The organism is Ammoniphilus resinae, assembly GCF_017873965.1.
In the GTDB taxonomy this organism is placed as follows: Bacteria; Bacillota; Bacilli; order Aneurinibacillales; family RAOX-1; genus Ammoniphilus_A; species Ammoniphilus_A resinae.
The window spans coordinates 112,047-137,339 of sequence record NZ_JAGGKT010000009.1 but is presented as its reverse complement, the minus strand read 5'-3'; the positions used below and the strand labels follow the sequence as shown (position 1 = coordinate 137,339).

Genomic DNA, 25,293 nt, shown 5'->3' with positions numbered 1-25,293 from the left:
TATCACCTCAAACGGTCAAATCATTTTCTTCTTTTATGTCTAATGCACTTTTTAATAATTTTTGTAGAACAGCAGCAAATACAGCGATCACAAGGGTGGCAAAAAGAATGATAACACCGGCCACCGCTATTCCAGGATGTAACGCGTTGTTTATAGCCAACAATAGAATTCCTGCGACGTATAAGAATATGATGGAACCCGCGCAATTTTTGATATGTCTTAAAAAGATGACTGACCGTTCCGAAAAGGCATTTCCACTCTCAATATCGTTCAGAAGCCTCCATGCTCTGTTAAGTGCTAGAAAAAATGGGATAGCAGTAAGATACAGGCCTATGAGTACTGGTAGTTTCAAGTAGGCATACTCTGGATTCATCGCTGCAGCTTCACTCGCCAACCCGGGAAGCCAAAACGAACAAAAGACAATAACCAGTAAACCAATAATGAAAACGGCGATTTTTAAAAAGGTTGTTGTCCCTTTCTTCATGGGGAGCACCTCACTTGTTGATTTTGATACCTCCTATCTTACCTGTTTTTTTATCGAATATCAATAAATTTTTGTTGTTAATTAGTCGTGGAAATAAAAAAACCCGTTCACCTAGTTGACGAGAACTTCAACTTGATAACGGGAATTTTGTTAATCCAAACATCTTTTTAATATAAAAAGACTGCCTCCAAGGGTTAAGATGGATACAAACTTGCTTGCAAGGATGAGATAAGATGCGGTTTGATGATCTAGGGTGATGTGTGGAAGGATGATGAGGCAATATACGACAAGCAGTCCTACGATGAGGATTGAATAGGCATTCTGAAAAGCCCTGCTTATAATTTCCTCACTTTTCTCCTCTTCCATGTTGGAAAAAATCGTGAATCCATAAGCAGAAACTAAGATTAATAAATAAGTTAATGCAGCAATGAAGAGATGCATGAGTAACAGGCCTCCCTTATTTCACATACATAAAACTCACGTCCTACTTATATTATAGGATGATTTACAAAACAGAACAATGTGCAGGGTAATTATTCACAGATGATTCATAATGTGGGCAGAAGGACTTCTCCTACCAGGTTAATGAAGAGGTCCTTCTTTTTCGATCCACCATCAATCATTTAAACTTCTCTAACTGCCAAAACATCTTTTCTTCTTTCAGAATTTGTTCTTGTCTTTCCCCTAATAAATCAAAATGTGGAAATCCTTCCTGACGATGAATCCACTCTGGTCTGAGTTGATATTTTTCTCCCCATTGAATTAATTTTTGAAGGTTAGAACAGCCTACTTTTGTTACGGTCTTACATCCTGGGAATCGATCATCAATCCAGTAATGTGTTAAAAATGCAATTTCACCTTTTGCAACTTTTTCTTTCCATGCCAAGAGTTCTTTTCTTCTGATTCCAAACGCCATTATCTCTGCTCCTACCTTAAATTCCACTGGCTTATTATCTGAGTTATTTTGATTTGATTCCCGCACCACAAAGAGGGATGATCATTTTTTCTCCTGGTTCCTTTTTATATTTTAGGTAACCTGCGTAATTAGCTGCTGTGGTCACTTCAACATAAAACCCTTTATCAGCAAGTATTTCTCGAGAATTGAGAATCTCCTCCTCTTTTATATCAATAAATGTACCCTTCGTTTCACGTACCGCTTCTAAAATTTGTTTGGAACGAGCTGGTGCGGCAATGGCAATCCCTTCTGCTAAAGTCCCTTGATTTGTAACTGGATCCGCAATCGCATCGTCTTTTTCGTATGCCTTCACAAGAGGTGCACAGTTTGCTGCTTGGATAGCAATGATTTTCGGCATTTTTTCTATTAACTTGTTTTCAAACAACTCTTTGAAACCGTAGTATGCACCCAACACAAGTGTACCATTTCCAACGGGTATAATTAATGAATCTGGGGCTCCTTGTAATTGCTCGTATATTTCATAAGCATATGTTTTTGTTCCTTCATAGAAGTAGGGATTATACACATGACTTGCGTAAAAAACTTTCTCTTCATCTACTGCCTTCTGCGCCGCAGCTGCAATGTCCTCTCGCGTACCATGAATCTCTTTAATCGTTGCACCATGTGCTTTTATTTGAGCGATCTTTTTCGGCGAAGTTTCATCACTTAGATAAATATCGCATGCAATGTTACAACGTGCTGCATACGCGGCAATCGCAGTTCCTGCATTCCCGCTGCTATCTGCAATAACCTTGGATACCCCTAATTCTTTTGCTTTTGTCATTAAAACAGCGGCTCCTCGATCTTTAAAAGATAATGTCGGCATCATATAATCCACTTTTACGTACGTAGTGGGCTCTAGCGGATCGAGAACAATTAAAGGTGACCCACCTTCACCCATTGTCACAGATTCCCACGTTCTAGAATCCTTTGCGAACGGCATGGTTTCAAAATAACGCCATACCGAGTTCGGATAATTATTCCAAGCTGCAACATCAATTTCCGGTGTATCTTTTACTAGATCTAATACGCCGCTACATTCACATCTCCAGATCGTTGGTGTAATATCGTATTTTTTCCCGCAACGGTTACAAATATATTGTTCCATTTTACTATCGATCCCTTCAATCAAATTTTTTCGCAACTAAATATAGGCAATAGCCTCCATTTCAACTTTGAACCCAAAATGCAATTCGTTTGTTGGTACGACAGTACGTGCCGGTTTATGCTCCCCGAAGAATTCTTTATAGACAGCGTCTACTTTGCCCCATAAGCTCGCATCCGGAATGTATAATGTCATCCGTAAGATTTGCTCTTTTTTACTTCCTGCTGCTTTTAAAATCATTTCCACATTTTTTAATGCTTGTAGTGTTTCTTCTTCAATGGTGCCAAATTTCTTTTCACAGGTTATTGGATCAATAGCAAATTGCCCTGAAACATAGACTGTATGATTATGGATGGTTGCTAAAGCATAATGTCCATTTGACTTTAAATTCCCGACTTCAAAAATACTTTTCATAAAATTCTCCTCATAAGACGTATTTTAGATTTCATCCGAAACATTTTTCTTGATTTCATCTAAATAGCTATACACAGTAACTTTGGAAATCCCGAGCTTTTCTGCCACTTTATCTACAGATCCCTTAATTAAAAATATACCTTTTTCATCCATAAACTTGATTAATTTAACTTTCTCTTTTCTTTTTAGATCCTCATTTTCGTAAAGGGCAATGATCCGATCAATTAAATCGTCTGCAATTTCAGCTACATTTTCCATTAACTCGACATCCTCTACTTTTACTGTTTCCTCTTGCTCAACAGATATAAATTCATCTAAAAATCCCTTAAAATGAATCATGCTTTCCAAATTGTAATTCACACAAAGTGCACCGATTACTTTTTCATTGGAATCTCGAATTAATGCAGTAGAGGATTTTATTTCCCTGCCACCCTCGGTAACCGTTTTATAGCCTGCCATATAATCGTCCTCGAATTTAGGCGATAACAGCACCTGCTTCACCAGGTGATCAAAAGCCTGTCCGACTTTTCTTCCCGTTACATGATTATTGATAGCGTAAATAACTGAGTTTTGAGGAACGGTTAAGTCATGAATAACCACTTCGCAGTCCCGCCCAAACGTCTTAGCGATTAGGTTAGCGATTGGAATATATTTTTTTAATTCTTTATTGCTGATGTCCATGATGCTTACACCTTCTTAGATTTTTTTATGAAAAATTCCGAGTCATATTGACTTATATATAAATTTTTATATAATTTAACTAAATAACAGCTTTATTTTTCTATTTTATATATTTTTTTATATGTTTTCAACATGGAATATATACAGATTTATTTTTAAAGATATAAAAAAGGGGCTGAACTGATGAATTTTTTTGAGTTAGACACTCCAGCGCTTTTAATTGATCGAGAAATTATGATGGATAATCTTCGTTCTATGCAAAATTATGCTAATAAATATCAAGTCCTCTTACGTCCGCATACAAAAACCCATAAAATGCCCAGGCTTGCTAAATTGCAAGAAAAACTAGGAGCCACGGGAATTACCGTTGCAAAAGTAGGAGAAGCGGAAGTAATGGCCCAAAACGGTTTGAAAAACATTTTTATTGCCAATGAGATTGTAGGAAAATCCAAAATCGAGCGAATTAGAAACTTAGCGAAGACGATTGATATTTCGTTCGGTATCGATAATATCTATCAAGTATATGAGATTGAAGAAGTGTTTGAAGGAGCAGAAAAGAAAGCTCAAGTTCTGGTTGAAATTGAGGTGGGTGAACAACGCTCCGGCATTATTGAAGAAAGTGATTTCCACACATTATTGGAAGCAGTTAAAGCTTGTAAAAATGTAGAGCTTAGAGGGGTTTTTTCCCATGACGGGCACACTTATAAGGCAGAAAACTGGGATGAATGCAGAAAGCTTTATATGGAAAGTGTTCACCAAACCTTGCACTTTGCAACACTAGCAGAAGAAATGGGACTTAAGCCCAAAGTAGTCAGTATAGGGTCTACCCCACCCTTCATGCTAAATTTTGAAATTCCAAAGGGCATTACTGAAATCAGGCCAGGTACCTATATATTCATGGATTCCTCACAGGCAAACGTGATCGGCACATATAAACGTTGTGCGGCGTCGGTCCTTACAACAGTCATCAGCAAACCTACGAAAGAACGGGTGATTACAGATGTAGGGGCAAAAGGCATCACAGCCCAAACGCGAAGCAAAGGCCTTACAACAACCAAAGGTCTCGGCCGTATTAAGGGATTTGAGGATGTCTATATTCACGGTGTCTTCGATGAACATGCGATCATTTACAATGAAGAATTCCGCAATCAAGTGAATATTGGAGATAAAGTGCAGATTATCCCCAACCATATTTGTCCCGTTTGTAATTTATATGAAAAAGCTTACTTGATATCAGCTGGTGAGGTCGTTGATGAACTAGCAGTTGAATGTCGAGGGAAACTGCAGTAAGTTTTTTGGGTCCAAGTTACAGGTGTTTGCTAGTAAACCAAACCCTTTAACGTGGGGAAACACTCTCCCCTATGATCAGAAGCAAAAATCCCACTCTGTTTAGAGTGGGATTATGATTAACTTTTTACTTTAATCCTCGAAAACCATGTCCATTCTGTTCAAATTGAGCCTTTAGCTCATCAACTGTGATTCCTTTTTCTTCGGCCAGTTTAGTCAATTTTTCCTCGCGTTGTTCTTCCATCTGAGTTTTTAATTCATCAACAGATATCCCTTTCTTGGCAGCCAACTTCTCTAATCTTTCTTGTTGCTTTGCTTCACGTTTCTGCTCCATCTGTGCTTTCAATTCATCGACGGTAATCCCTTGTTCTTGTGCCAACGCTTCTAGTTTAGCCTGTTGATGTGCTTCTCTTTCTTGCTTCATTTGCGAAATAAGTTCGTCAACTGTTATCCCTTTTTCTTCTGCTTGCTTTTCTAACTGGGCTTGGCGTTCTTCTTTCATCTGGGATTTTAGTTCATCAACCGTAATTCCTTTATCCTCAGCAATCTGTTCCAGATTCTTTCCACGGTTCTGCTCCATCTCAGCTTTTAATTGTTCAATAGTAATCCCTTTTGATTTTGCCAACTCTTCCAATTTAGCAGTTCTTTTTTGCTCCATTTGAGCTTTTAACTCGTCAACGGAAATTCCTTGTTCGGCAGCTCGTTCCGCTAATTTAGTCTCACGTTCTTGTTCCCTCTGAGCCTTTAATTCTTCCACGCTAATTCCTTTTTCCTTTGCTACTTCTTCAAGGTTTGCTCCTTTTTTTCCAAAATGTTTTCCGCCATCGAAGTGCTTTTCAATATGTGTTGGAGTTAGTGTGGTTGTTTCTGCAGCAAACGCAGATCCAAATGCACCAAGCGCGAATGCAGCTCCTAAAGTTGTAGCCAAAATTTTCTTTTTGTTAAGCATGTTCATTACCTCCATTATTTTTGATTTGTTGTTGCTTTCGATAATTTTATTCTAGGCGAGCTTAGTGAAAATACAGTGAAAATGAAATAAGAAATTAAAAGAGCAATTCACCCCTTTGGATAAACTGCTCTATACTCTCCTAATCATTTAGCTCTTCTAATTTACCCGTTACAAAGTAAATGACCCACTCAGCTAAATTCGTTGCATGGTCGCCAATTCTCTCTAAGCTATGCGCTACAAACAGAAACTGGGTGGCTTGAAAAACGGTTGACGAATCTTTTTGCATGATTTCCACTAATTCATTGTGGATTTCCTTATAGAGCTTATCAACGGCATCGTCATTCTTGGCAATTTGATAGGCCTTTTCAGTATCCGAATGAATGTAACAATCTAGCGCATCCCGTACCATCGCCTCTGTTAAAGTGGCCATTCGCGGAATATCAATCAGTTGTTTCACATACGCTTGCCCTTTCAGACGAAGGGTTGCTTTTGAAATGGTTACAGCGTTATCCGCCATTCGCTCGAGATCCGTTACAATTTTCAAGACGGTTCCAATTCTTCGTAGATCGCTAGCCATTGGTTGCTGCAAGGCAATCAGGCCAAAGCAGTCCTTTTCAATTTTTAAATTTAAGGCATCAATTTCATCATCATTCTCAATGACCTGCTCAGCAAGTACCGAGTCATGTTCTACTAAAGATTTTACAGATAAATGGATGGCTTGTTCTACCAATGAGCCCATCTTTAACAAATCACTGTGCAGATTATCTAATTTTTCATGAAAGGTGTGGCGACCTGTCATTTTCTTACCTCCCATCTTCACTTAACCGAATCGCCCGGTAATATAGTCTTCTGTTCGTTTCTCTTTAGGAGTTGTAAACAATCTGCTTGTTTTCCCATATTCCACAACCTCTCCATTGAGAAAGAATGCGGTAAAATCAGAAGAACGAGCGGCTTGTTGCATATTATGAGTCACTATGATGACCGTGTAAGATTTCTTTAGTTCTTGAAGAAGCTCTTCCACACTGGCCGTGGAAATAGGATCTAAGGCGGAAGTGGGCTCATCCATTAAAATGATTTCTGGTTCCACTGCAAGAACCCGGCCAATAACCAGTCGCTGTTGTTGTCCGCCCGAGAGTCCTTTGGCAGGCGTGTGAAGTCGATCTTTTACCTCATTCCACAAAGCAGCTTTCTGGAGACTGCTTTCCACGATCTCATCCAGCTTTTTGTGATCCTTTAGCCCATGAATCCGCGGGCCGTAGGCAATGTTATCATAGATCGTCATTGGGAAAGGATTGGGGCGTTGAAAAACCATGCCTACGTTTTTTCTCAGCTGCACGATATCTGTTTGAGGATGATAAATGTCTTCATTATGGATCTTAATATTACCTTCAATTTTTACTCCTTCTATCAGATCATTCATCCGGTTAAGACAGCGGAGAAAAGTAGACTTCCCACAGCCTGAAGGCCCGATTAAAGCTGTCACATGGTTCTTCTCAAATGAAAGATTTATGTTAAAGAGTGCCTGATTATTCCCATAAAATAAATTTAAATGGCTAGCATGGACTACTTGTTTATCCACTTGTTCCTCCGGCATTCGTTCATCCCCCCTTCTATCCAAATCGGCCAGTAATATAATCCTCTGTTTCTTTCCTAGTTGGTTTCGTAAAGATTTGGTTCGTATCATTGAGTTCAATGAGCTCACCCATCAGGAAGAAGGCCGTCTGATCCGATATTCTAGCAGCTTGCTGCATATTGTGTGTGACAATGATAATCGTATAATTGGCTTTTAATTGTTGAATTAATTCCTCAATCTTTGATGTAGATATGGGATCTAAGGCCGAAGCAGGTTCATCCAAAAGAAGGATCTCAGGGTTTAGGGAAAGTGTTCGAGCGATACAAAGTCGCTGCTGCTGACCTCCTGATAACGCAAGCGCTGAATGATGAAGCCGGTCCTTCACTTCATCCCATAATGCAGCTTTTCTTAAAGAACTCTCGACTATTTCATTAAGTTCTTTCCTGTTCGTGACTCCATGAAATCTCGGTCCATAAGCAATATTTTCATAAATGGATTTATAGAAAGGATTAGGCTTCTGAAATACCATGCCAATTCTTTTCCGAAGCAGCCGAACATGCGCCGCTGAATGATTGACATTTTCCCCATCAAACCATATTTCGCCTGTAACTTTTGCCCCTTCAATTAAATCGTTCATTCGATTGAGAGAGCGAAGATAGGTTGATTTTCCACAGCCTGAGGGGCCGATCAGTGCAGTCACTGAATGGCTTGGAAAGTCAATAGATAATTGTTTTACGGCATGTTTCTCGCCATAAAAAACATTAAGATCATTTGTCTTAAGTGCATATTCGTTGCTGACCATCTGCCTCCTCCTTTTAAGATGCTGTCAATCTTCGGTATAACCATTTTCCAAACCAGCGAGCTGCAATATTAAAGACTAGAACGGTAATAACCAGAAGGGCTGAGGCTCCATCTGCTACCTCTCGCACATCGGGAATCAAGCCTTCACTATTGATTTTCCAAATGTGGACGGCAAGCGTTTCCGCTGGTCTAAAAGGGTTCAAGGGTGATGCCGGATCTAGTAGATTCCAATTGGCAAAGTTTAGATTAGGTGATGACATTCCTGCAGTAAAAAGCAGGGCAGCCGCTTCACCAAAAATACGGCCAGCAGCCAAAATTGCACCCGTTAAAATCCCTGGCAGTGCAACAGGTAGCAAAACCTTGCGGATCGTCGCCCAATGAGTGATCCCCAAAGCAAAGCTGGCCTCCTTCTGTTCCCGCGGAACACTGCTTAACGATTCTTCAACAACCCTTACCATCAAGGGAAGGTTAAATACTGTAAGCGCAAAAGCACCAGACAGAATGGAGTACCCCCAGCCCATGGTGTTAACAAACAGCATTAAACCAAAAAGCCCCACAACAATAGATGGAAGGGAGGAAAGCACCTCGATACTTAACCGGATTACGTCCGTCACCTTGTTTTTAGGAGCATATTCAGCCAGATAAATGCCTCCACCTAGTCCCAGTGGAAGGGTAATTAACATAGTGAGGACAAGCAGATATAATGAATTAAAAAGCTGGGGCCCAACTCCTCCTCCTGCTTTCATAAATTCCGGGGAGCTTGTAATAAATTGGAGATCAATCCGCTGAAGGCCATGAAAAAGAATATAGAATAAGAGTCCGAACAGTACAGCTACAATAATCATGGCCATGGCATAAAAAACGCCTGTTGCAATACGATCTTTTGCTTTGGTATTCATATTAGGCTTGCCCCCTTTTGGAGATCCAACGAATAAGCAGTATGAAGATAAGAGTCATAATCAACAGCAAAAGCCCCATCGACCATAGCGCATTATTATAGGCTGAGCCAGGAATTGTATTACCCATATTAAGCGTAATCCCGCTTGTTAACGTGTTGCTTGGGGATAACAGGGATTTTGGAATGGCTGTTGTATTCCCGATCACCATTTGAACAGCAAGTGCTTCACCGAAAGCTCTAGCCATACCTAAAATAATGGCCATCAATAAACCAGGCAAGGACGACCGCAAAACGATAATGTTCCAAATCGTTTGCCACCTTGTTGCCCCTAAGGCCAAGGAGGCTTCTTTTAAATCGCGAGGAACTCGCTTGACCGCATCAACAGAGAGACTTGTAATGGTGGGAAGAATCATAACCGTGAGCACGAGGATCCCTGCCAATATACTAAATCCTACACCTCCGAATGAGTTGCGCAGAAACGGAATAAGTACGCTCAGTCCAATAAATCCGTAGACAACAGATGGAATTCCGACCAGTAATTCAATGACCGGTTGCATGACTTTTTGTCCGATCCGTGGAGAGATTTCCGTCATAAAGATGGCCGTTCCGATTCCTAAAGGAGCAGCAAGTAACGCAGAGCCAACGGTTACAATGAAGGATCCAAGAATAAAAGGAAGAGCGCCAAATTGCCCAGGGGCACCTTCTGGATTCCACTCCGTACCAATCAAGAATTCAACCAAACTCACCCCATTAGAAAAGAAGGTAGCTAATCCTTTCGAAGCGATGAAATAGATGATGGCGAGAGTAGTTAAAATGAGGATGCTTGCACTCACGGTTGTTAAGACCTTCCCTACGCCTTCCTTCCACCAGCTGTCATGTTGTTTTGTTGGCGAACTCAATTATGATCTCTCCCTTCTGAATCCTAGGTGAAGTGAATGGGGGAAGGAGATGGACATTCTCCTTCCGTCACTTTACATTGCCCGCGGCATCCCTTTGTACCTTCATGGAGGTCACCGGGATATAGCCTAATTGACTAACAGTGCCTTGTTGAATCTCTTCCGTCATCATGAAGTCGATAAAGTCTTTAGTTAACCCTGTAGGCTCTCCTTTTGTATACATGTGTTCATAAGCCCAAATGGGATATTTATTATTGGTTACATTTTCTGCAGTTGGGGCCTCGCCGTCTAAACTGATCCCTTTGACTGTTTTTCCATCGATGTAGGAAAAGGCTAGGTAACCAATCGCTCCAGGAGTTTCATTGATGATTTTGCGAACCGTCCCTGAAGAATCTTGGGTGACCCCCTCGGCTTCTTCTTGACCTTTTAGGCCAAATTGAATAAAAGTAGCTCTCGTACCCGAGCTTTTTGGACGATTCACTAGGGTGACTTTTACATCATCTCCCCCGACATCCTTCCAGTTGGTTATTTTACCGGTAAAGATATCAATAAGCTGTTGACTGGTCAGATTATCTACCACAACATTTGGATTTACTGCTGCCGCAATACCCACAACTGCAACTTTGTGATCGACAAGTTGGCTGGCATCAATTCCTTCCTTTTCCTCTGCAAAAATGTCTGAGTTGCCGATTTGCACCGTTCCCTCTGCAACTTGGCTTAACCCCGTTCCGCTGCCTCCTCCTTGTACCTGAATCGTTGACCCTGCATGACTGCTCATGTATACATCGGCAGCTTGCTCAACGAGAGGCTGTAAGGCTGTTGAACCAGAAATCAGGATAGAGCCGCCGGCCCCTTGCTCTGGTTGGTTTGGTGCAGTACCTTCCGCACCTCCTGGGGCTTCATTTCCGCCACATCCGGTAACAGCAAATGTAGTAAGTATTGCTAACAGGAATATAAAAGCCTTTTTCATTAGAAACACCGTTACACCTCCTAATATGCTCCTTAATTTAAATTCAATTGTATCTTTTCCATTACATGTAAAAACAATGCGAGTTATTTGTTGGCCATTTTCACAATAAAAAAACCATGTTTGAATCTGGGATTCCTTTTCGGACTACCCAAACCAAGCATGGTTTTAAATCTTATTATTTATTAGCGGTTAACAAAAGTTAAGGTAATTAAATAAAATGAACAATCATAGCCAAACCAACACCAATGATTGCCCCTATCGCAACATCCAGCGGATAATGAAGGCCTAAATACACTCTTGATAGACCTACAAGAATGGCAATAGGATACGACACTGAAAAAAATCCAGGAAAAATCAAACTAATGGATGTACATAAAGAAAAAATGGCAGTTGTATGACCAGAAGGAAAAGAGTAATCCTTTAGGGGATTGGGACAAACAATTACATTCCGATCTTTTAAATAAGGTCTCGGTCTTGAAAAACTTCTTTTTATGAACTGAACCATCAGATGGCTAATGGTGAGGGAGCATAACCCTTCTATGATCAAATCCACTTTTCCCCCCATCAAAGGAAAAAGCAGTATGAATAACCCAATCGTAAAAACCGCCCCTCCCAAATGGGTAATCGTTGGCATCAGCCAGTCAAGTACTGAGCATTTCAACCTGCGATTAATAAAATAAAGGATTTGGCGATCACTTTCTTCTAACCATGTGACCCAATATCTCATTTCCCCCCCTCCTTTATGATGATTTTACACTAATAAAGTTAAGTTACTTTTAAGCTAAGGTGAAAGATAAAGAGAATTCTTCACGCTATCTTAACTTAGAATTTATAATTATTCGGTATCATTGGAGTACGCATAAATTAAAAAGCTTCATGGGGGTGTGTACGATGAGAAATTTATTACTTCTCTCAGAGCCTTTTGGAGGCGGACATACAAAAGCTGCCGAAGCTACAGCCGCTCTGTTTCCTAGTTGGAATTGCCGTGTTGTTGAATTGGCTTCTTATTTAGATCCTATTCTTGCGAAACATATATCCAAAGGTTACTTGAAAACCGTACAAATGGCCCCTTGGCTGTGGAGAAAAATCTATTCAGGCCAGCCTACAGAAGCAGCATTTATTTCTTATATCTATCGCAAGAAATATGGCTCCAAATTAGCGACTCTTCTTTTCCAAACAAAGCCAGATCTTATCATCACAACACACCCCTTTCCGGCATTAGCCATAAGCTCTTTGAGAAAATACAATGTTCATATCCCTCTGATAGGGATCGTTACTGATTTCCATGTCCATTCAAGCTGGTCTTTAGGTCAATGGGACGTCCTCTGTATTCCAAGTGAAGAAAAACCGGATTGGTTACAGAGTACAAAGAGATTGGTTCTACCAACAGGAATACCCGTTGCACCTGACTTTAAAATGAAACAACCAAAAGCTATAGCAAAAAAACTACTTCAATTAAACGAACAAAAACCTGTTGTCTTATGGATGGGGGGAAGTGAAGGAATTTGCAACAATATGGAATGGATCGCCCCTATTCAAAAAGACCAGGATACACAATGGATTTTTGTCACTGGACATAATCAATCCCTATACCATCATTTGAAAAGTCGGTTTGAACATTTTAACCATATCAAGGTTTATGGTTACGTGGATAATATAACAACGCTTATGGATGCTTCTGATCTTCTGATCTCAAAAGCAGGAGGGATCACCTGCTCGGAAGCCATCCATAAAGAGTTACCCATCGTTTTGATCCCAGGTCTCCCGGGTCAAGAAGAAGAAAATTGTTCTTTCCTATTACGACATGGTTTGGCTGTAACTACGACAACCACCGATATTTTATCAACTGTTCATCGCATATTATGCCAACCCAACCTGCATTCACACACCTTGATCAATATGAAGCGTTATAAGCGTTCCATTGAATCAAACCGGCTCTCCTTTATTTGTGAAGCACTTGCTTCAGAAAGGAAAGTAGGGACTTAATTGATGATGGGGGTTAATCAGTTGAATAATTATGAGCACAAGCTAATCCGTGTAAAATCAATCTATTATTATATGAAGCGGAAAAAATCTGAAGTAAATACCCATGAACTTGCTGATGAGTTTGGTTATTCTACGAAAACGATCGTAAGGGATCTGAGGATTTTAGAATACAATAACCTGGTTGTGAACACAGGGAGAGGTAAATGGTTAGCTGGGTAGCTAATTATAGTGGAGGATTCTGTTTAATAAATGAAAGATCCTGCTGGCAAACAGGCCACCGTTGAAATCATCGATGAAGCAGGAACGGTTCGGTTTAGTAACACATTTGAGCTTGAAGATTAAGAAAGCTTACCTCTAAGCATAGAGAATCTGCACATTCTCTATGCTTTTCGTGTAAAGTTAAACGAAAGGTTTGCTCAAAGATTGCAAACCGAATCTACGTAACAGCTCCCTATCATGAGCTTACATTTCTTTTTCGTTGCTGTAGCATAAAGGACAATCTCTTCTGCATCCGAATATGTTCGGTCTTGGTTTGTGACGACCGCAATGGATATGGAAAGTAGGGGAATTCGCTGTTTTACCCCTAATCGGTCTTCGGCATACACAAACTTTTGCAAAAGGTGTTTTCCGGAGTAAATGGACGGCAGCATTCGATCAAACTCATGAATAATCTTAGCACAGCACTCGTGATAATCATGATGGTAAAGAATAGCCAAAAAATCATCCCCGCCAATGTGCCCCAAGAAACCACCAGCTTCCCTTATTGAATCTTGCAGCAAAAAAGCAGTATTTTTGATCACCTGATCCCCTTTTGCAAACCCATAAAGATCATTGTATGTTTTAAAATAATCTAAATCGATATATAGGGCACTGAATTTTTCTTTGGAGACGACTTCTTTCAATTGTTCTTCTATTAAAAGATTGCCAGGTAAAAAGGTTAATGGGTTTAAATATCTGGCAATTTGGGATTGAAGTTCAGCGAATTTCATCAATAACCGACTAATGCTTACAACCCCCGCATATAATCCATATTTCGTGATAATTACGTAATCATACAGTTCTTCTTCGTTCCTCTTCATGGCCATTCTACTCACTTCAATAATAGAAGTCGTGTAATCAACAACAAGGATATTTTTGTTCATCAATAATTCAATTGATCTCCCAATATATAAATTATATCCGTACAAAGACCCTAACTTTTGATAAAATTGAGTTCTGGTCACGAGCCCTATTGGGACATCATTTTCCACAACCACAATACCTGAACACTTGATGTTTGTTTCGAATATTTGTCTAATTTGCTGATTGGAATCATGGGCATGGACAGTCGGACCAATTTCAACTAATTCTCCTATTAACCCAACCATATGAAGATCTCCTTACGAAAGTTGTCCTTGCTTAAAAGCAAGGATATTTTGATGTGGTCTGCCAAGCGCATATCCTTGCCCTAAATCAACACCTTCTTTTTTTAGAAAAGATAAATCCTTTTTTTGTTCAATTCCTTCTGCAATAACAGACGTATTCGATTGTTTGGCAAAGTTAAGCAGTAAATTCACCATTTTTTGCTGTGCCTCATTTTGGACAATGTTATGAATTAGCGACCGATCCAATTTTATAAATTCTGGTTGTAAATGAACAAGTGTTTTTAAACTGTTATAACCTGACCCAGCGTCATCAATTGCCAGTCGAAAACCTTGGGAACGATAGTTATTCAGTACTTTTTCAAACATGGTAAAGTCAGTGACAGCTTTCCTCTCTGTTAATTCGAAAACAATTTGGTATGGCTTCAAATCAAATTCCTGTAATAACTGAATCGTTTCCCCTGGCCTGTAATTAGAATCAATTAAAACATCCGGATGAATATTAATAAATAATAGTTTTTCTTTTTCACATGGTACTTCTTTTAAATTAGAAGCGTATTTTTTCAACGAAGCATTTCTGCAAAACAACTCAAATAAAAAAACCTGGTTCGTCGTGCCGATATAGTCATAAAATTTCTCTGTGGAGGGGAAATGCTTGGAGAATGGAGGCCGATTTAAGGCTTCATACCCTACAATTTCATCGGTTCGCAAATCAAGTATAGGTTGAAAAAAGGTCGTTAATGTATTTCTTTGCATTATTTTTTTAAGCTCCCGATACCTCAGGATCTCATCTACCTCGCTTATTCGTTTCTTTAACAAAAATGTTATATAGGAAAAAGTATCAGTATTGTTTATCATCTCGGTACTATGATCCATTTCGGACTCCTTATTTGATTAAAATTCGCTATTGTTAGTGTATAAAAGGGATGTTAAGGAAATATGAAGGGATTGTAAATTTTATATTCGTCAAGTGTAATTTGGAGTAAATGAAGCGATGAAAGAGGGACTAATTGACTACAAATAGCGAAAGACCACAAAAAAGGCGCATGAATGACTCACACGCCTACTTGATTTGAAACTACCACCCTTTTCTATTCAAAATCCCCTTAAGCCGTTCGTACTCGGCTTCATCAATTTCACCGTTAATCAGTCGCTGTTGGAGCATGGCCTTGGTATCGAATCGACTATGCTGCCATCCCCCGTATCGAGAAAAGAAAAAAACTTTAAAAATCAAGAAACCAAATAGGAAAATGAAAAATATCCCGAAAGGAAAAAATCCTCCACAACCCCACATTTATAAGACCCTCTTTCGTCATGTATTTTGACAAACCGCCTTCCTTATTTATGATAGAGGGTCTATATAAATAGAATCTAAACCAAATCTAAAAAAAGTATAAATTCCATGCTTATGCTAGATGTGCGGCTTTACTTAAATACTCAGCAGAATAAACGATCTTTTGCGTGGTAATTCCAATTTCTGAAATGATTTGAACAAGATTTTGAACTCCAAAATCCGCCTGTTCTAAAGTATCTATATAGTTTTAAATGGAAAATCTATCTATAATAGAATCATCACATGCAAAAAAGATTGGAGCTGACATATGAAATTTGGTTTTGATATCGATGATACACTCATTAATTTAAGGGAATATGCTTTTCATCTTTATAATAAGAAGTTAAAACAAGATGTATCATTAGATGTTTTTAATGAATTAAAAACACTGGAGATCCATGAGGCATTTGGTTTATCCAAAGAGGAAGGAAATAAATTGTGGAATAGCCTTCTTGAAGAAATTTATTATTCTTCTTGCCCTCCATTCCCTCATGCCGTAGAAACTTTGCAAGAATTAGACAGGCAAGGTCACGAAATTTATTATATTACAGCTAGAGTGAAGGAACATGGAGAACGGACTATGAAATGGTTAAAGGGAAATGACTTTCCTATTCAAGAAGATCACTTCTATTACGGGATGGACGATACAGAAAAGGTTCATGTTATCGAAAAGTTAGGATTGGATTATTACTTTGATGATAAACCTGCTGTCTTAGAAACATTATCTAATCTTAAATTGCAAGTATTCGCTAAGGATACTTCTTATAATCGTCATCTTAAGATTCCACGCATTACCTCGTGGTTGGAATTAAACCAAATCATTAAAGGTGGGGGCAGAATATAGCCACCTTTAATGATTTGGTTTGCCCTTTTATAGCAGCAGCATTTTGAACGGCAAGCTTTATTTACCATTTAAGTCTAGTCATCCGGGCAACAACTCTCCTCCCTTAGATGACCCGCACGCTCAACCTTCGTTTTCAAATAGTTCACGTTAAATTCTGAAACATCGCCCCAAAGCTGTTCCCTTCCTGCAACATTCATTCCTGCATTTTTTAGTGCCGCTAATTTCTTGGGATTGTTGGTAATTAAAGTAACAGGCTTCGTTCGGAGCTTCTTTAGAACCTCGATCGCGTCACTGTAATTTCGTGCATCATCCTTAAAACCAAGTTCGAGGTTTGCATCAACGGTATCGTAGCCATTTTCTTGGAGAACATATGCCATCGCTTTGCTAAACAGCCCAATACCTCTCCCCTCATGATTGGCTAGATAAAACAAAGCGCCATTTCCATGCTCTACGATATGTTTCATAGCTTGTTTTAACTGGTACCCGCAATCGCATCGTTTACTTCCAAAGATGTCCCCAGTATGGCAGATGGAATGAAATCGAATCAATGCTTCATCAGCATTTTGGAAATCACCATAGACTAAAACACTCGATTGCTGCATCTCAGCTAAATTAACTGCTGACAATTTATCGATAATTCTCTGCGGGTCCTCCGTCACCTCTCCGCAATTTAGCCAACAATACCATTGAAAAATAACCGTTTCCCCAAATAAATTCACGGGCAGTTTAATCGGTCCAACAAGGTAAATGGCTCCTTCCTCTCTTTTAATCAATTGGATTTTTTCATTAAGTATTGAAATGACCTTTGGGTCAATCGTTTTCGTAGCCATAGTTGATCCTTCCCCTGTAAATAATGGTTTGATTTTAAAATTTCCTATTTTGGTTAAGAAAACACATGGAAATTCCCTTCATAAGCAGTTTCTTCTTCAAATTGTTCTGCTTGTAGTTTTTCAATTTCCTCTCTTCTTCTATGTTCAAATTCCTTTAGCCTCATGTAGCTGAAATCATTATCCAAACAAGCTTCACTTAGAATTTCACCAAGAGTATCTGCATCTTTCAACGCAGCGCTAACGCCTATTGCCCCTGTTGGACTCATGGTATGTGCCGCATCTCCCAAGATAACCAATCCTTCCTTTACCCAGGTTGAACAGCGGCAACTTTGAACACGCAGGTTTACAAAATCCCTCCAAGATTGAATGTTTTGCCGAACCGTTTCAATCAATTCCGGAAATGCATCCAGGAGTTGTTCGATGAATGGCTCAAACGGTTGTTTGACAAGATGAAAATAAGCACCCTCCTCAATATTCCAACCAATCTGAACAAACCCACCTGTTTGTGTAAATAACGCCAACTGTTTGTGATGAACCAGGGCTAATCTTATCGTTGGCTCCCAACCTACAGGTGCAGGTATTTTTGCCCATAACACATCATACCCATGCTTGATGATTTCCGTAGGGATATCTGCTAGCTTACGAATGGTTGAATATCGTCCATCTGCCCCTATTACACAACGGCAATGAATGGTTATTACTTCCTCATCTCTTTTAGCTTTAACACCGATGTATTTCCCATACCCATTTTTAATCAAATCCGTAAGCCTTGTATTCATTAGAATTTTATAGTTTTCATATTTCTTTGACTCCTCAATGAGGACGTGGAGTAAATTTCCATGTGGAAAATGAATACTTACATCCCCCTCTTCTTCGTCAAGAGGAATCGTTTTGATCCGTCCGTGTTGATAAAAATACTCCACCCGTTTCATTGCTAAAATTCCACGTTCTTTTATCTTCTCAAATAATTTATATTTTTTTAGGACTTGAACGGCATCTGAATTTAAATGTTCTCCCCTAAATTGCTTTTCAACCCCTCCATATCGCTCAATAAGGATTGTTGAAATACCACGGCTTGCTAAGATAAATCCTAATAATGCTCCTGCTGGTCCGGCGCCGACAATACAAACATCTGTATGTAAATCCACATTCTCACCACCTGATAAAAAGATGGCTGCCATTACTGAGCAGCCATACCGAATTTAATTCTTGATAAATCCAATGGATTATCCTTATTATAATTGTTCCAGGTTGTCGTTTAGCTTATTGATCTTTTTTTACTTCAGCTCTAATTCTTACCTGTTTATATGAAGGATACGGGAGTACACTTGGAACTTGTATAAGGATTGCACGAGTCCCCTCTTTACTTACTGATTCAACTTTTAAAGTTCTAAGTTCATCTGCATCACAAACCACAAAAAACTCCGAATCCACCAATTTTGTTTCATTTTCAAAAGTCCATTTTGACTGCCCTTCTACAACTAGTCCTGCAATCGAATAACCAGTGGGAATCACACAATCGAAAGTGCTTCCACCCGGGATTTGAACATCCCACATTTTTGTATCTGCCACCAAATGAATAGGTGAATGATCACCAAGGATCGTTTTAATTGAAATCCCATCCTCAGATTCCGTTGGTAATTCATGGTTTTCATAATCCACATAGGTCGGTGTAGCGTAGTTGGCTTCTCCCATGTAGGGTTCAAACCAAATTTGAAATCCGGATGTTCCCTTTTCATATCTTTCGGAATGTTGTACCCCACTGCCGGTTTGCATGACTTGTAAACCACCAGTATGAATAGTTCTTTCATTCCCGAGTGTATCTTGATGATGGACGGTTCCCTTTAAAAGATATGAAATAATCTCAAATCCTCGATGAGGATGAAGAGGGAGATGCGCATCTTCTTCTGCCTGAAACCAAGCCCAATAAAAAAGTGTTCCTACTCGATCTACGGCTGACCCTTCACCGGGAAATCCAATGGGCTTTTGTTCTTTCAATTTTCCTTCATCAAACTGGCCCGATGCCTGTTGATCTTTTGTAAAAATACGGATAGACATCACAATCACCCTTTCTGTGAAAACATCACTCCATTATTTTTTAGTTCTCAAATTTATGATGCGTACACCAAGGCGACCATTTTAATGGTTTCAAAAATTTTTTAAGGTAAATCAATTAACATCAATTTCGCATTTGTATTTGCATCTATTTTCAATTCCGTAACATCAGTAATTCTAGCTGAATCGCGTTTTTTCAGTTTTGTTTGCTCGTTTAATGTTAGATCTCCTTCAATCACAAATAAGAAGATTTTGCGATTTGCCTCTTGGGTAAAAGAGAGAGTTTTTCCTGCGTCTAACTCTGACAGATATAGCGTCAAATCTTGATGGATGGAGGCTACCTGTTCAGATTGAACACGATTGGAAACCACGGGAAGCAAATGATTCTTCAGGGCCTTTTGGTCATAAGCTTTTTGTTCATAAGACGGGGTTAGACCATTTTTCTCTGGCATAAACCAAAGCTGTAAAAAGTTAACCTCCTCTGTATTCGAAGGGTTGTATTCCGAGTGGACGACACCCGTTCCCGCTGTCATTCGTTGGATTTCACCAACATGAAGGATCTCTGATCCACCAGTACTATCCTCATGCTTTAGCTGACCACTTAAGACAATGGAAACAATCTCCATCTCGCGGTGAGGGTGTGCTCCAAACCCATTGCCAGCTGCTACAAAATCATCATTCAATACTCGAAGAGGGCCAAAGCTCATGTTATTTGGATCATAGTAATCGGCAAATGAGAAACTATGAGATGTTTTTAACCATCCGTGGTTCGCTGTATATCTAGATTCTGCTGAAAATATTCTAATCATGTTAAAACCTCCTGTGTTATACATTTATTATTTCCATTGCACATGGTTCTCTTCCCTTTATATCAATGCACCAATTTTCTTATATACTAACCCTTTATTATAACTAACTTTATGTTAGAATCATACTTCGTTACACTTACTTATGTCAAGTACCTTTTAATTAATTATAAAATAGAGGAGTTAAAATGAAAGACTTTAATCCCAAACTCAAATCAAGCTAATTTTTTTACCTATTCATTTGAACGATCAACACTCTTTTATCCATTTAACCCTATCCATTCTTACTTCTTCTTGTTATAATAATTGTCGTAAAAAGTAGGTGATGGAGTTCACCTTTTAACCGCCTTATGGCTAATGACTCCTGCTAAGCGCAATTCTTGGCAGGAGTCTTTTTCTTTTATAACAACAAACAAAAAGGAGTAGAATACGATGAATAACACTATTATTTTTGGTCATCAAAATCCAGACACCGATTCCATTTGTTCGGCAATCGCCTATTCAACGTTAAAAAACAAACTTGGTCATCAATGTGAGCCAATTCGTTTAGGATTGATTAATCCTGAAACACAGTTTGTATTAGATTATTTTGCTGTTAAGGCACCACGGCTCCTTCATCATGTTTCTAAAGAAGCAGAAAATGCAATTTTAGTCGATCATAATGAACCACAACAAAGTGCCATTGATATTAATGAAATTCGTATAGTAGAGGTAATTGATCACCATCGTATTTCAAACTTTGAATCAAAGGAGCCTTTATACTTTCGCATTGAACCAGTAGGCTGTACAGCTACGATTTTAAATAAACTGTATAAAGAAAACCAAATAGAGATTGACAAAAAAACTGCTGGGTTAATGGTATCGGCTATCATCTCTGATACATTATTATTTAAATCTCCGACTTGTACAAAAGAAGATATCGATGCCGCTCATGAATTAAGTAAAATTGCCGAAGTTAGTCTAGAAAAGTATGGGTTAGACATGCTGAAATCTGGCGCTAATTTGAAGGATAAAACTGTTGAGGAAATTATATCAATGGATGCAAAAGAGTTTCAAATGGGGACTAGTACTGTCGAGATTGCCCAAGTCAACGTAGTGGATACAAGCGAAATCCTACCATATAAAGATAATCTTGAGCAAACTATTTTATCAGAAATAAAAGAAAAGAATTTGGATCTATTTGTATTAATTGTTACCGATATTCTAACTAACAATTCTTTAATTTTAGCTCTCGGAGAAAAACAGAAAAAAGTAGAACAAGCATTTCATATTACATTAACACAAAACTTAGCAACTCTAAAAGGAGTTGTATCAAGAAAAAAACAAGTTGTTCCGCCGCTAACTCATGTTTTTCAAGAATAAAATGGAGCAATTAACGGATCCTCGACCGGCTCCCAAAGAATAAGAAAAGCTTCCTCTAAAGGGGTATCCCTCTTTAAAGGAAGCTTTCCATGCATCATATTACTCCACCGTTACGCTCTTGGCCAAGTTGCGTGGTTTATCCACGTCGTTTCCTAGTGCCAAGGAGGTGTAGTAGGACAATAATTGTAATGGAATGACGGATAGAGCGGGTGTGAACAATGATACTGTAGATGGGACGGAGATGACTTCGTCTGTTGACTTGTGTAATTCGGTATCTCCTGCCAGCGCAATCCCCAATACATGTGCACCACGCGCTGTAACTTCTTTGATATTGCTGATCATTTTTTCATATAGCTCATCTTGTGTTGCTAACGCGATCACAGGGATATTCTCCTCGATTAGTGCAAGCGTTCCATGCTTGAGTTCCCCTGCCGGATAAGCTTCGGAGTGGATATAGGAAATTTCTTTTAGCTTCAGTGAGCCTTCTAGGGCAACGGCATAATCGATACCACGGCCGATGTAGAATAAGCTTTTGTGATCCTTGATTGAATCGGCAAAGGTCCGGATGTTCTCACTATAGCTCAGTACTTCCTCAGCCTGTTCAGGGAGCTTCTCGAGCGCTTCAATCAATGAAATGCGCTCCCCTTCCTCGATGGTTTCTCTGACCTGTGCCAGATATATACCAAGCAAATAGAAGGCAACGAGCTGTGAAGTATAGGCTTTCGTGGAAGCCACGGCGATTTCCGGGCCTGCCATGGTCGCAATAACATCATCGGCATCACGGGCAATCGAACTTCCTACCACGTTCGTGATTGCCAAAACCTTGGCCCCCAACCGTCTTGCCTCACGCAATGCAGCCAACGTATCTGCCGTTTCCCCTGACTGACTGACGACGATAACCAAGGTTTTCTCCGTTACGATCGGTCTCCGGTATCGAAACTCGGAAGCCACATCCACTTCAACTGGAATTCGAGCGAGATCTTCGATTACATATTTTCCAACGAGGCCTGCATGATAAGCAGTACCACAAGCAACGATAAAGATCTTATCGATCTGCATTAACTGCTCGGAGGTTAGGCTCAGTCCTTCAAAGATGACCTTCTTTCCCTTTTCGTCAATCCGACCTGTCATCGTATTACGAAATGCGCGTGGCTGCTCATGAATTTCCTTCAACATGAAGTGGTCATATCCTTCTTTTTCAGCTTGCACCAAATCCCAGTCCACGTGGAAAAGCTCCCGGGAGATCATTTTCCCTGTCATAGCATCCATCAGGGTAACACCGTCTGCAGTCAAAACAGCCATTTCCCCGTCTTCTAAGATATAAATATCTCGGGTATACTCTATAAGGGCTGGAATATCTGAACCAATAAAGTTGCCATTCTCCCCGACACCGATAATTAACGGGCTTGCTAAACGTACCGCAACCAGTTTATCTGGTTCATATTCGGAGACAACCCCTAGCGCGTATGCACCACGCATTTTCTTAATGGCTTTTTGAACGGTGGAGACAAGGCTTCCATCCCAAAGATCAGCAAGCAAATGGGCGATGACTTCTGTGTCTGTTTCTGACGTGAAGCGAACGCCTTTGGCACTAAGTTCTTCTTTTATGTCCAAATAGTTCTCGATAATCCCATTATGCACAACCGCAAATTTCCCCGATTGGTCTGTGTGAGGATGTGAATTTTCATTGGAAGGACGGCCGTGTGTTGCCCAACGGGTATGACCAATTCCAATCGAGCCATGAAGAGGTGCATTCTGCAACTGGTTTTCCAGTACAGCCAGGCGGCCCTCGGATTTTTTCACAGTAATTAGTTCCCCATTGCAGACTGCAATCCCAGCGGAGTCATATCCGCGGTATTCCAGTTTACCTAAACCAGATAATAAAATAGGCTGAGCCTCATCTTTTCCTATATATCCAACAATTCCGCACATATTTTCATTCTCCCCTATGACGGGGGTACGTCTTCCTATCCATGACGGGATCGTACCCCCGTCATTCCATTTTTGTCTGATCGTATGAAGCTTTTGTTCGTTCGGTCACCCGAACGTTTTGTAGCTCCACTTTTCGGTATCGATCTTTTACCGGGAGGCATCCGCCGAATTCATCGATAAACCTCCACCTCGTCAACTATCCTTTTTTGTTCACGATTCCAAAGGGATAGTCCTGGCGCTTTTATTATTCCATGAACCAATAGGAATTAATCCTCACCCCCTATATGCGAATTATCATAACATAGTCGATGATTATAAGCCAATCATCTTTTATCAATATATGTGGAAAGCGTATTGCAAGTTCAAACATAGAAAAGAAAAAAGCCTTGTCACAGTTTATGGACAAGGCGAATTCCTTCTTAAACTAATTCCGCTTTAACAATTTCCACAATCTGATCTACGAACGTCTGCAATTCGTCCTCGTCAGGACCTTCTGCCATGACTCTGACAATGGGCTCGGTACCAGAAGGGCGAACAAGAACCCGGCCGCTGTCGCCAAGTGCATCCTCTACGGATTGGATGGCTGCAGCAATTTTTTCATTGCCCTCTAGCTTCGATTTATCCTCCACACGAACATTCACAAGGATCTGCGGAAACTTTCTCATCTTGGAAGCAAGCTTAGAAAGCGGCTTTCCTTCTGCTTTCATTACATCCAACAGTTGAATGCCTGTTAACATGCCATCCCCTGTAGTATTATGGTCCAACAAGATAATATGGCCCGATTGTTCCCCGCCAAGATTAAATCCGCCTTTTTTCATTTCTTCCATGACATAACGGTCGCCTACTTTGGTTTGTTTGGTTTCCAAACCAGCTTCCTCAATGGCCTTATAGAATCCGATATTGCTCATCACCGTAGAAACCACGGTATTTTGCTTTAACCGCATATTTTTTGCCATCGACTCGGCCAAAATAAATAGGATATGATCTCCGTCCACAATATTCCCTTTTTCATCAACAGCGATCAATCGGTCAGCATCCCCATCAAATGAAAGTCCAACATCAGCCTTATGCTCAAGTACAGCCTCCTGCAATTTTTCAGGATGTGTGGATCCACACTGATCGTTAATATTCAAACCATCCGGATTATTGGCAAGGATTACGGTGTCCGCATCAAGGTCACAGAATAGCTGGGGTGCTAAAGAGGAGACCGCTCCATTGGCACAATCCAATACTACTTTTAATCCTTCAAATCGGTTTTTAACCGATGTTTTCAGGTAAGATATATATTTCAATCCACCTTCCCGGTAATCCATGATTGCACCAATATCTGCCCCTATTGGACGCGGCAACTGATCTGTTTCTGCCTCCAAAAGAGCTTCGATCTCAGCTTCCATTTCATCGGAGAGCTTAAAACCATCTCCCCCAAAAAACTTAATCCCGTTATCCGCAACAGGATTGTGTGAGGCAGAGATCATGACACCGGCATCCGCACTAAGCGCACGAGTCAAATAAGCAACTCCGGGGGTCGAGATTACCCCTAAGCGCATGACCTCGACACCGATAGAGAGAAGCCCGGCACTTAGGGCCCCTTCGAGCATCGGGCCAGAGATTCGCGTATCCCGTCCAATAATCACCTTTGGTCGACCTTCTTTTTTATCCTTGGTTAGCACATAACCGCCGCACCTTCCAAGCTGAAAGGCAAGCTCAGGTGTTAATTCCTTGTTTGCTATTCCTCTGACACCGTCAGTACCAAAAAATTTTCCCATTGCTA

Annotated in this window: 27 protein-coding genes, 1 pseudogene and 1 riboswitch; of the genes and pseudogenes, 5 read left to right on the top strand and 23 right to left on the bottom strand. The window is 40.0% G+C overall.

Annotated elements, in window-relative coordinates; all coding sequences use genetic code 11:
- Positions 1 to 7: 7 nt before the first annotated feature.
- From J2Z37_RS15190 to J2Z37_RS15165, 6 genes are all read right to left on the bottom strand, one after another.
- Positions 8 to 484: a DUF2975 domain-containing protein gene (locus J2Z37_RS15190; RefSeq protein WP_209811131.1), complete on the bottom strand. Its 477-nt coding sequence runs from the start codon at positions 482 to 484 to the stop codon at positions 8 to 10.
- Between the two features lie 150 nt (positions 485 to 634).
- Positions 635 to 925 (bottom strand): hypothetical protein, encoded by a 291-nt coding sequence (locus tag J2Z37_RS15185; RefSeq protein ID WP_209811130.1) that lies wholly within the window; start codon positions 923 to 925, stop codon positions 635 to 637.
- A 178-nt stretch (positions 926 to 1,103) separates the two neighbouring features.
- Positions 1,104 to 1,400, bottom strand: a complete 297-nt coding sequence (locus J2Z37_RS15180; protein WP_209811197.1) for a hypothetical protein — start codon at positions 1,398 to 1,400, stop codon at positions 1,104 to 1,106.
- Positions 1,401 to 1,443: 43 nt separating this feature from the next.
- Positions 1,444 to 2,547 carry a threonine synthase gene (locus tag J2Z37_RS15175; protein WP_209811196.1) on the bottom strand — a complete coding sequence of 368 codons (1,104 nt, stop codon included), beginning with the start codon at positions 2,545 to 2,547 and terminating at the stop codon, positions 1,444 to 1,446.
- Between the two features lie 36 nt (positions 2,548 to 2,583).
- Positions 2,584 to 2,958, bottom strand: coding sequence for a RidA family protein (locus tag J2Z37_RS15170; RefSeq protein WP_209811129.1), 375 nt, complete (start codon positions 2,956 to 2,958; stop codon positions 2,584 to 2,586).
- 24 nt (positions 2,959 to 2,982) lie between these two features.
- Complete coding sequence (locus tag J2Z37_RS15165; RefSeq protein ID WP_209811128.1) at positions 2,983 to 3,639, bottom strand: helix-turn-helix transcriptional regulator; 657 nt, start codon at positions 3,637 to 3,639, stop codon at positions 2,983 to 2,985.
- A 183-nt stretch (positions 3,640 to 3,822) separates the two neighbouring features.
- Here J2Z37_RS15165 and J2Z37_RS15160 point away from each other — a divergent pair, with 183 nt between their 5' ends.
- Entirely contained in the window at positions 3,823 to 4,929 is a 1,107-nt protein-coding gene (locus J2Z37_RS15160; protein ID WP_209811127.1) for a D-TA family PLP-dependent enzyme, read from the top strand.
- Positions 4,930 to 5,053: 124 nt separating this feature from the next.
- On the opposite strand, the gene J2Z37_RS15155 is transcribed toward J2Z37_RS15160, so the two are convergent.
- The 8 genes and pseudogenes from J2Z37_RS15155 to J2Z37_RS15120 all read right to left on the bottom strand — a co-directional run bounded on the left by J2Z37_RS15155 (position 5,054) and on the right by J2Z37_RS15120 (position 11,740).
- The gene (locus tag J2Z37_RS15155) at positions 5,054 to 5,875 is read right to left on the bottom strand and encodes a hypothetical protein (protein WP_209811126.1); all 822 of its coding nucleotides are present in this window, start codon (positions 5,873 to 5,875) and stop codon (positions 5,054 to 5,056) included.
- 139 nt (positions 5,876 to 6,014) lie between these two features.
- Complete coding sequence (gene phoU / locus J2Z37_RS15150; RefSeq protein WP_209811125.1) at positions 6,015 to 6,674, bottom strand: phosphate signaling complex protein PhoU; 660 nt, start codon at positions 6,672 to 6,674, stop codon at positions 6,015 to 6,017.
- Positions 6,675 to 6,695: 21 nt separating this feature from the next.
- Positions 6,696 to 7,427: pseudogene (gene pstB, locus J2Z37_RS15145) on the bottom strand (phosphate ABC transporter ATP-binding protein PstB); the annotation flags it as partial.
- 58 nt (positions 7,428 to 7,485) lie between these two features.
- Entirely contained in the window at positions 7,486 to 8,250 is a 765-nt protein-coding gene (pstB, locus tag J2Z37_RS15140; protein ID WP_209811123.1) for a phosphate ABC transporter ATP-binding protein PstB, read from the bottom strand.
- Positions 8,251 to 8,263: 13 nt separating this feature from the next.
- Entirely contained in the window at positions 8,264 to 9,148 is an 885-nt protein-coding gene (gene pstA, locus J2Z37_RS15135) for a phosphate ABC transporter permease PstA (RefSeq protein ID WP_209811122.1), read from the bottom strand.
- A 1-nt stretch (position 9,149) separates the two neighbouring features.
- Complete coding sequence (gene pstC, locus J2Z37_RS15130; protein ID WP_209811121.1) at positions 9,150 to 10,046, bottom strand: phosphate ABC transporter permease subunit PstC; 897 nt, start codon at positions 10,044 to 10,046, stop codon at positions 9,150 to 9,152.
- A gap of 67 nt (positions 10,047 to 10,113) precedes the next feature.
- The gene (locus J2Z37_RS15125; protein WP_209811195.1) at positions 10,114 to 11,013 is read right to left on the bottom strand and encodes a phosphate ABC transporter substrate-binding protein; all 900 of its coding nucleotides are present in this window, start codon (positions 11,011 to 11,013) and stop codon (positions 10,114 to 10,116) included.
- A 208-nt stretch (positions 11,014 to 11,221) separates the two neighbouring features.
- The gene (locus tag J2Z37_RS15120; protein ID WP_209811120.1) at positions 11,222 to 11,740 is read right to left on the bottom strand and encodes a phosphatase PAP2 family protein; all 519 of its coding nucleotides are present in this window, start codon (positions 11,738 to 11,740) and stop codon (positions 11,222 to 11,224) included.
- Between the two features lie 164 nt (positions 11,741 to 11,904).
- Between J2Z37_RS15120 and J2Z37_RS15115 the strand changes: the two genes are divergently transcribed.
- Together J2Z37_RS15115 and J2Z37_RS15110 are read left to right on the top strand one after the other, a co-directional pair.
- Positions 11,905 to 12,999 (top strand): MGDG synthase family glycosyltransferase, encoded by a 1,095-nt coding sequence (locus J2Z37_RS15115; protein WP_209811119.1) that lies wholly within the window; start codon positions 11,905 to 11,907, stop codon positions 12,997 to 12,999.
- 21 nt (positions 13,000 to 13,020) lie between these two features.
- The gene (locus J2Z37_RS15110; RefSeq protein WP_280922220.1) at positions 13,021 to 13,218 is read left to right on the top strand and encodes an HTH domain-containing protein; all 198 of its coding nucleotides are present in this window, start codon (positions 13,021 to 13,023) and stop codon (positions 13,216 to 13,218) included.
- A gap of 197 nt (positions 13,219 to 13,415) precedes the next feature.
- Here J2Z37_RS15110 and J2Z37_RS15105 read toward each other — a convergent pair whose 3' ends face one another.
- The 3 genes from J2Z37_RS15105 to J2Z37_RS15095 form a co-directional block, all read right to left on the bottom strand.
- Positions 13,416 to 14,366, bottom strand: coding sequence for a GGDEF domain-containing protein (locus tag J2Z37_RS15105; protein ID WP_209811118.1), 951 nt, complete (start codon positions 14,364 to 14,366; stop codon positions 13,416 to 13,418).
- Positions 14,367 to 14,378: 12 nt separating this feature from the next.
- On the bottom strand, positions 14,379 to 15,218 hold the full coding sequence (locus J2Z37_RS15100; protein WP_280922224.1) for an EAL domain-containing protein: 840 nt from the start codon (positions 15,216 to 15,218) through the stop codon (positions 14,379 to 14,381).
- A 220-nt stretch (positions 15,219 to 15,438) separates the two neighbouring features.
- Positions 15,439 to 15,594 (bottom strand): SHOCT domain-containing protein, encoded by a 156-nt coding sequence (locus tag J2Z37_RS15095; protein WP_209811116.1) that lies wholly within the window; start codon positions 15,592 to 15,594, stop codon positions 15,439 to 15,441.
- 367 nt (positions 15,595 to 15,961) lie between these two features.
- On the opposite strand from J2Z37_RS15095, the gene J2Z37_RS15090 reads away from it, so the two are divergent.
- Positions 15,962 to 16,537, top strand: a complete 576-nt coding sequence (locus tag J2Z37_RS15090) for a 5' nucleotidase, NT5C type (RefSeq protein WP_209811115.1) — start codon at positions 15,962 to 15,964, stop codon at positions 16,535 to 16,537.
- 74 nt (positions 16,538 to 16,611) lie between these two features.
- Here the strand turns inward: J2Z37_RS15090 and J2Z37_RS15085 are convergent, their stop codons facing one another.
- The 4 genes from J2Z37_RS15085 to J2Z37_RS15070 all read right to left on the bottom strand — a co-directional run bounded on the left by J2Z37_RS15085 (position 16,612) and on the right by J2Z37_RS15070 (position 20,231).
- Positions 16,612 to 17,367, bottom strand: a complete 756-nt coding sequence (locus J2Z37_RS15085) for a GTP cyclohydrolase II (protein ID WP_209811114.1) — start codon at positions 17,365 to 17,367, stop codon at positions 16,612 to 16,614.
- A gap of 53 nt (positions 17,368 to 17,420) precedes the next feature.
- Positions 17,421 to 18,515, bottom strand: a complete 1,095-nt coding sequence (locus J2Z37_RS15080; protein WP_209811113.1) for an FAD-dependent monooxygenase — start codon at positions 18,513 to 18,515, stop codon at positions 17,421 to 17,423.
- Between the two features lie 115 nt (positions 18,516 to 18,630).
- Positions 18,631 to 19,425: a pirin family protein gene (locus J2Z37_RS15075; protein WP_209811112.1), complete on the bottom strand. Its 795-nt coding sequence runs from the start codon at positions 19,423 to 19,425 to the stop codon at positions 18,631 to 18,633.
- Positions 19,426 to 19,526: 101 nt separating this feature from the next.
- Positions 19,527 to 20,231: a pirin family protein gene (locus J2Z37_RS15070; protein ID WP_209811111.1), complete on the bottom strand. Its 705-nt coding sequence runs from the start codon at positions 20,229 to 20,231 to the stop codon at positions 19,527 to 19,529.
- A gap of 309 nt (positions 20,232 to 20,540) precedes the next feature.
- Positions 20,541 to 20,602, top strand: a riboswitch (Fluoride riboswitch).
- Positions 20,603 to 20,660: 58 nt separating this feature from the next.
- Here J2Z37_RS15070 and J2Z37_RS15065 point away from each other — a divergent pair.
- Positions 20,661 to 21,590, top strand: coding sequence for a manganese-dependent inorganic pyrophosphatase (locus J2Z37_RS15065; RefSeq protein WP_209811110.1), 930 nt, complete (start codon positions 20,661 to 20,663; stop codon positions 21,588 to 21,590).
- A gap of 99 nt (positions 21,591 to 21,689) precedes the next feature.
- Here J2Z37_RS15065 and glmS read toward each other — a convergent pair whose 3' ends face one another.
- Together glmS and glmM are read right to left on the bottom strand one after the other, a co-directional pair.
- Positions 21,690 to 23,522 (bottom strand): glutamine--fructose-6-phosphate transaminase (isomerizing), encoded by a 1,833-nt coding sequence (glmS, locus tag J2Z37_RS15060; protein WP_209811109.1) that lies wholly within the window; start codon positions 23,520 to 23,522, stop codon positions 21,690 to 21,692.
- A 419-nt stretch (positions 23,523 to 23,941) separates the two neighbouring features.
- The gene (gene glmM / locus J2Z37_RS15055) at positions 23,942 to 25,288 is read right to left on the bottom strand and encodes a phosphoglucosamine mutase (RefSeq protein ID WP_209811108.1); all 1,347 of its coding nucleotides are present in this window, start codon (positions 25,286 to 25,288) and stop codon (positions 23,942 to 23,944) included.
- Between the last annotated feature and the right edge of the window lie 5 nt (positions 25,289 to 25,293).

Bases quoted from the DNA above. Each gene is read 5' to 3' on its own strand.
- J2Z37_RS15190 (WP_209811131.1), bottom strand. From the start codon at position 484: ATGAAGAAAGGGACAACAACCTTTTTAAAAATCGCCGTTTTCATTATT.
- J2Z37_RS15185 (WP_209811130.1), bottom strand. From the start codon at position 925: ATGCATCTCTTCATTGCTGCATTAACTTATTTATTAATCTTAGTTTCT.
- J2Z37_RS15180 (WP_209811197.1), bottom strand. From the start codon at position 1,400: ATGGCGTTTGGAATCAGAAGAAAAGAACTCTTGGCATGGAAAGAAAAA.
- J2Z37_RS15175 (WP_209811196.1), bottom strand. From the start codon at position 2,547: ATGGAACAATATATTTGTAACCGTTGCGGGAAAAAATACGATATTACA.
- J2Z37_RS15170 (WP_209811129.1), bottom strand. From the start codon at position 2,958: ATGAAAAGTATTTTTGAAGTCGGGAATTTAAAGTCAAATGGACATTAT.
- J2Z37_RS15165 (WP_209811128.1), bottom strand. From the start codon at position 3,639: ATGGACATCAGCAATAAAGAATTAAAAAAATATATTCCAATCGCTAAC.
- J2Z37_RS15160 (WP_209811127.1), top strand. From the start codon at position 3,823: ATGAATTTTTTTGAGTTAGACACTCCAGCGCTTTTAATTGATCGAGAA.
- J2Z37_RS15155 (WP_209811126.1), bottom strand. From the start codon at position 5,875: ATGCTTAACAAAAAGAAAATTTTGGCTACAACTTTAGGAGCTGCATTC.
- phoU (WP_209811125.1), bottom strand. From the start codon at position 6,674: ATGACAGGTCGCCACACCTTTCATGAAAAATTAGATAATCTGCACAGT.
- pstB (WP_209811123.1), bottom strand. From the start codon at position 8,250: ATGGTCAGCAACGAATATGCACTTAAGACAAATGATCTTAATGTTTTT.
- pstA (WP_209811122.1), bottom strand. From the start codon at position 9,148: ATGAATACCAAAGCAAAAGATCGTATTGCAACAGGCGTTTTTTATGCC.
- J2Z37_RS15125 (WP_209811195.1), bottom strand. From the start codon at position 11,013: ATGAAAAAGGCTTTTATATTCCTGTTAGCAATACTTACTACATTTGCT.
- J2Z37_RS15120 (WP_209811120.1), bottom strand. From the start codon at position 11,740: ATGAGATATTGGGTCACATGGTTAGAAGAAAGTGATCGCCAAATCCTT.
- J2Z37_RS15115 (WP_209811119.1), top strand. From the start codon at position 11,905: ATGAGAAATTTATTACTTCTCTCAGAGCCTTTTGGAGGCGGACATACA.
- J2Z37_RS15105 (WP_209811118.1), bottom strand. From the start codon at position 14,366: ATGGTTGGGTTAATAGGAGAATTAGTTGAAATTGGTCCGACTGTCCAT.
- J2Z37_RS15100 (WP_280922224.1), bottom strand. From the start codon at position 15,218: ATGATAAACAATACTGATACTTTTTCCTATATAACATTTTTGTTAAAG.
- J2Z37_RS15090 (WP_209811115.1), top strand. From the start codon at position 15,962: ATGAAATTTGGTTTTGATATCGATGATACACTCATTAATTTAAGGGAA.
- J2Z37_RS15085 (WP_209811114.1), bottom strand. From the start codon at position 17,367: ATGGCTACGAAAACGATTGACCCAAAGGTCATTTCAATACTTAATGAA.
- J2Z37_RS15075 (WP_209811112.1), bottom strand. From the start codon at position 19,425: ATGTCTATCCGTATTTTTACAAAAGATCAACAGGCATCGGGCCAGTTT.
- J2Z37_RS15070 (WP_209811111.1), bottom strand. From the start codon at position 20,231: ATGATTAGAATATTTTCAGCAGAATCTAGATATACAGCGAACCACGGA.
- J2Z37_RS15065 (WP_209811110.1), top strand. From the start codon at position 20,661: ATGAATAACACTATTATTTTTGGTCATCAAAATCCAGACACCGATTCC.
- glmS (WP_209811109.1), bottom strand. From the start codon at position 23,522: ATGTGCGGAATTGTTGGATATATAGGAAAAGATGAGGCTCAGCCTATT.
- glmM (WP_209811108.1), bottom strand. From the start codon at position 25,288: ATGGGAAAATTTTTTGGTACTGACGGTGTCAGAGGAATAGCAAACAAG.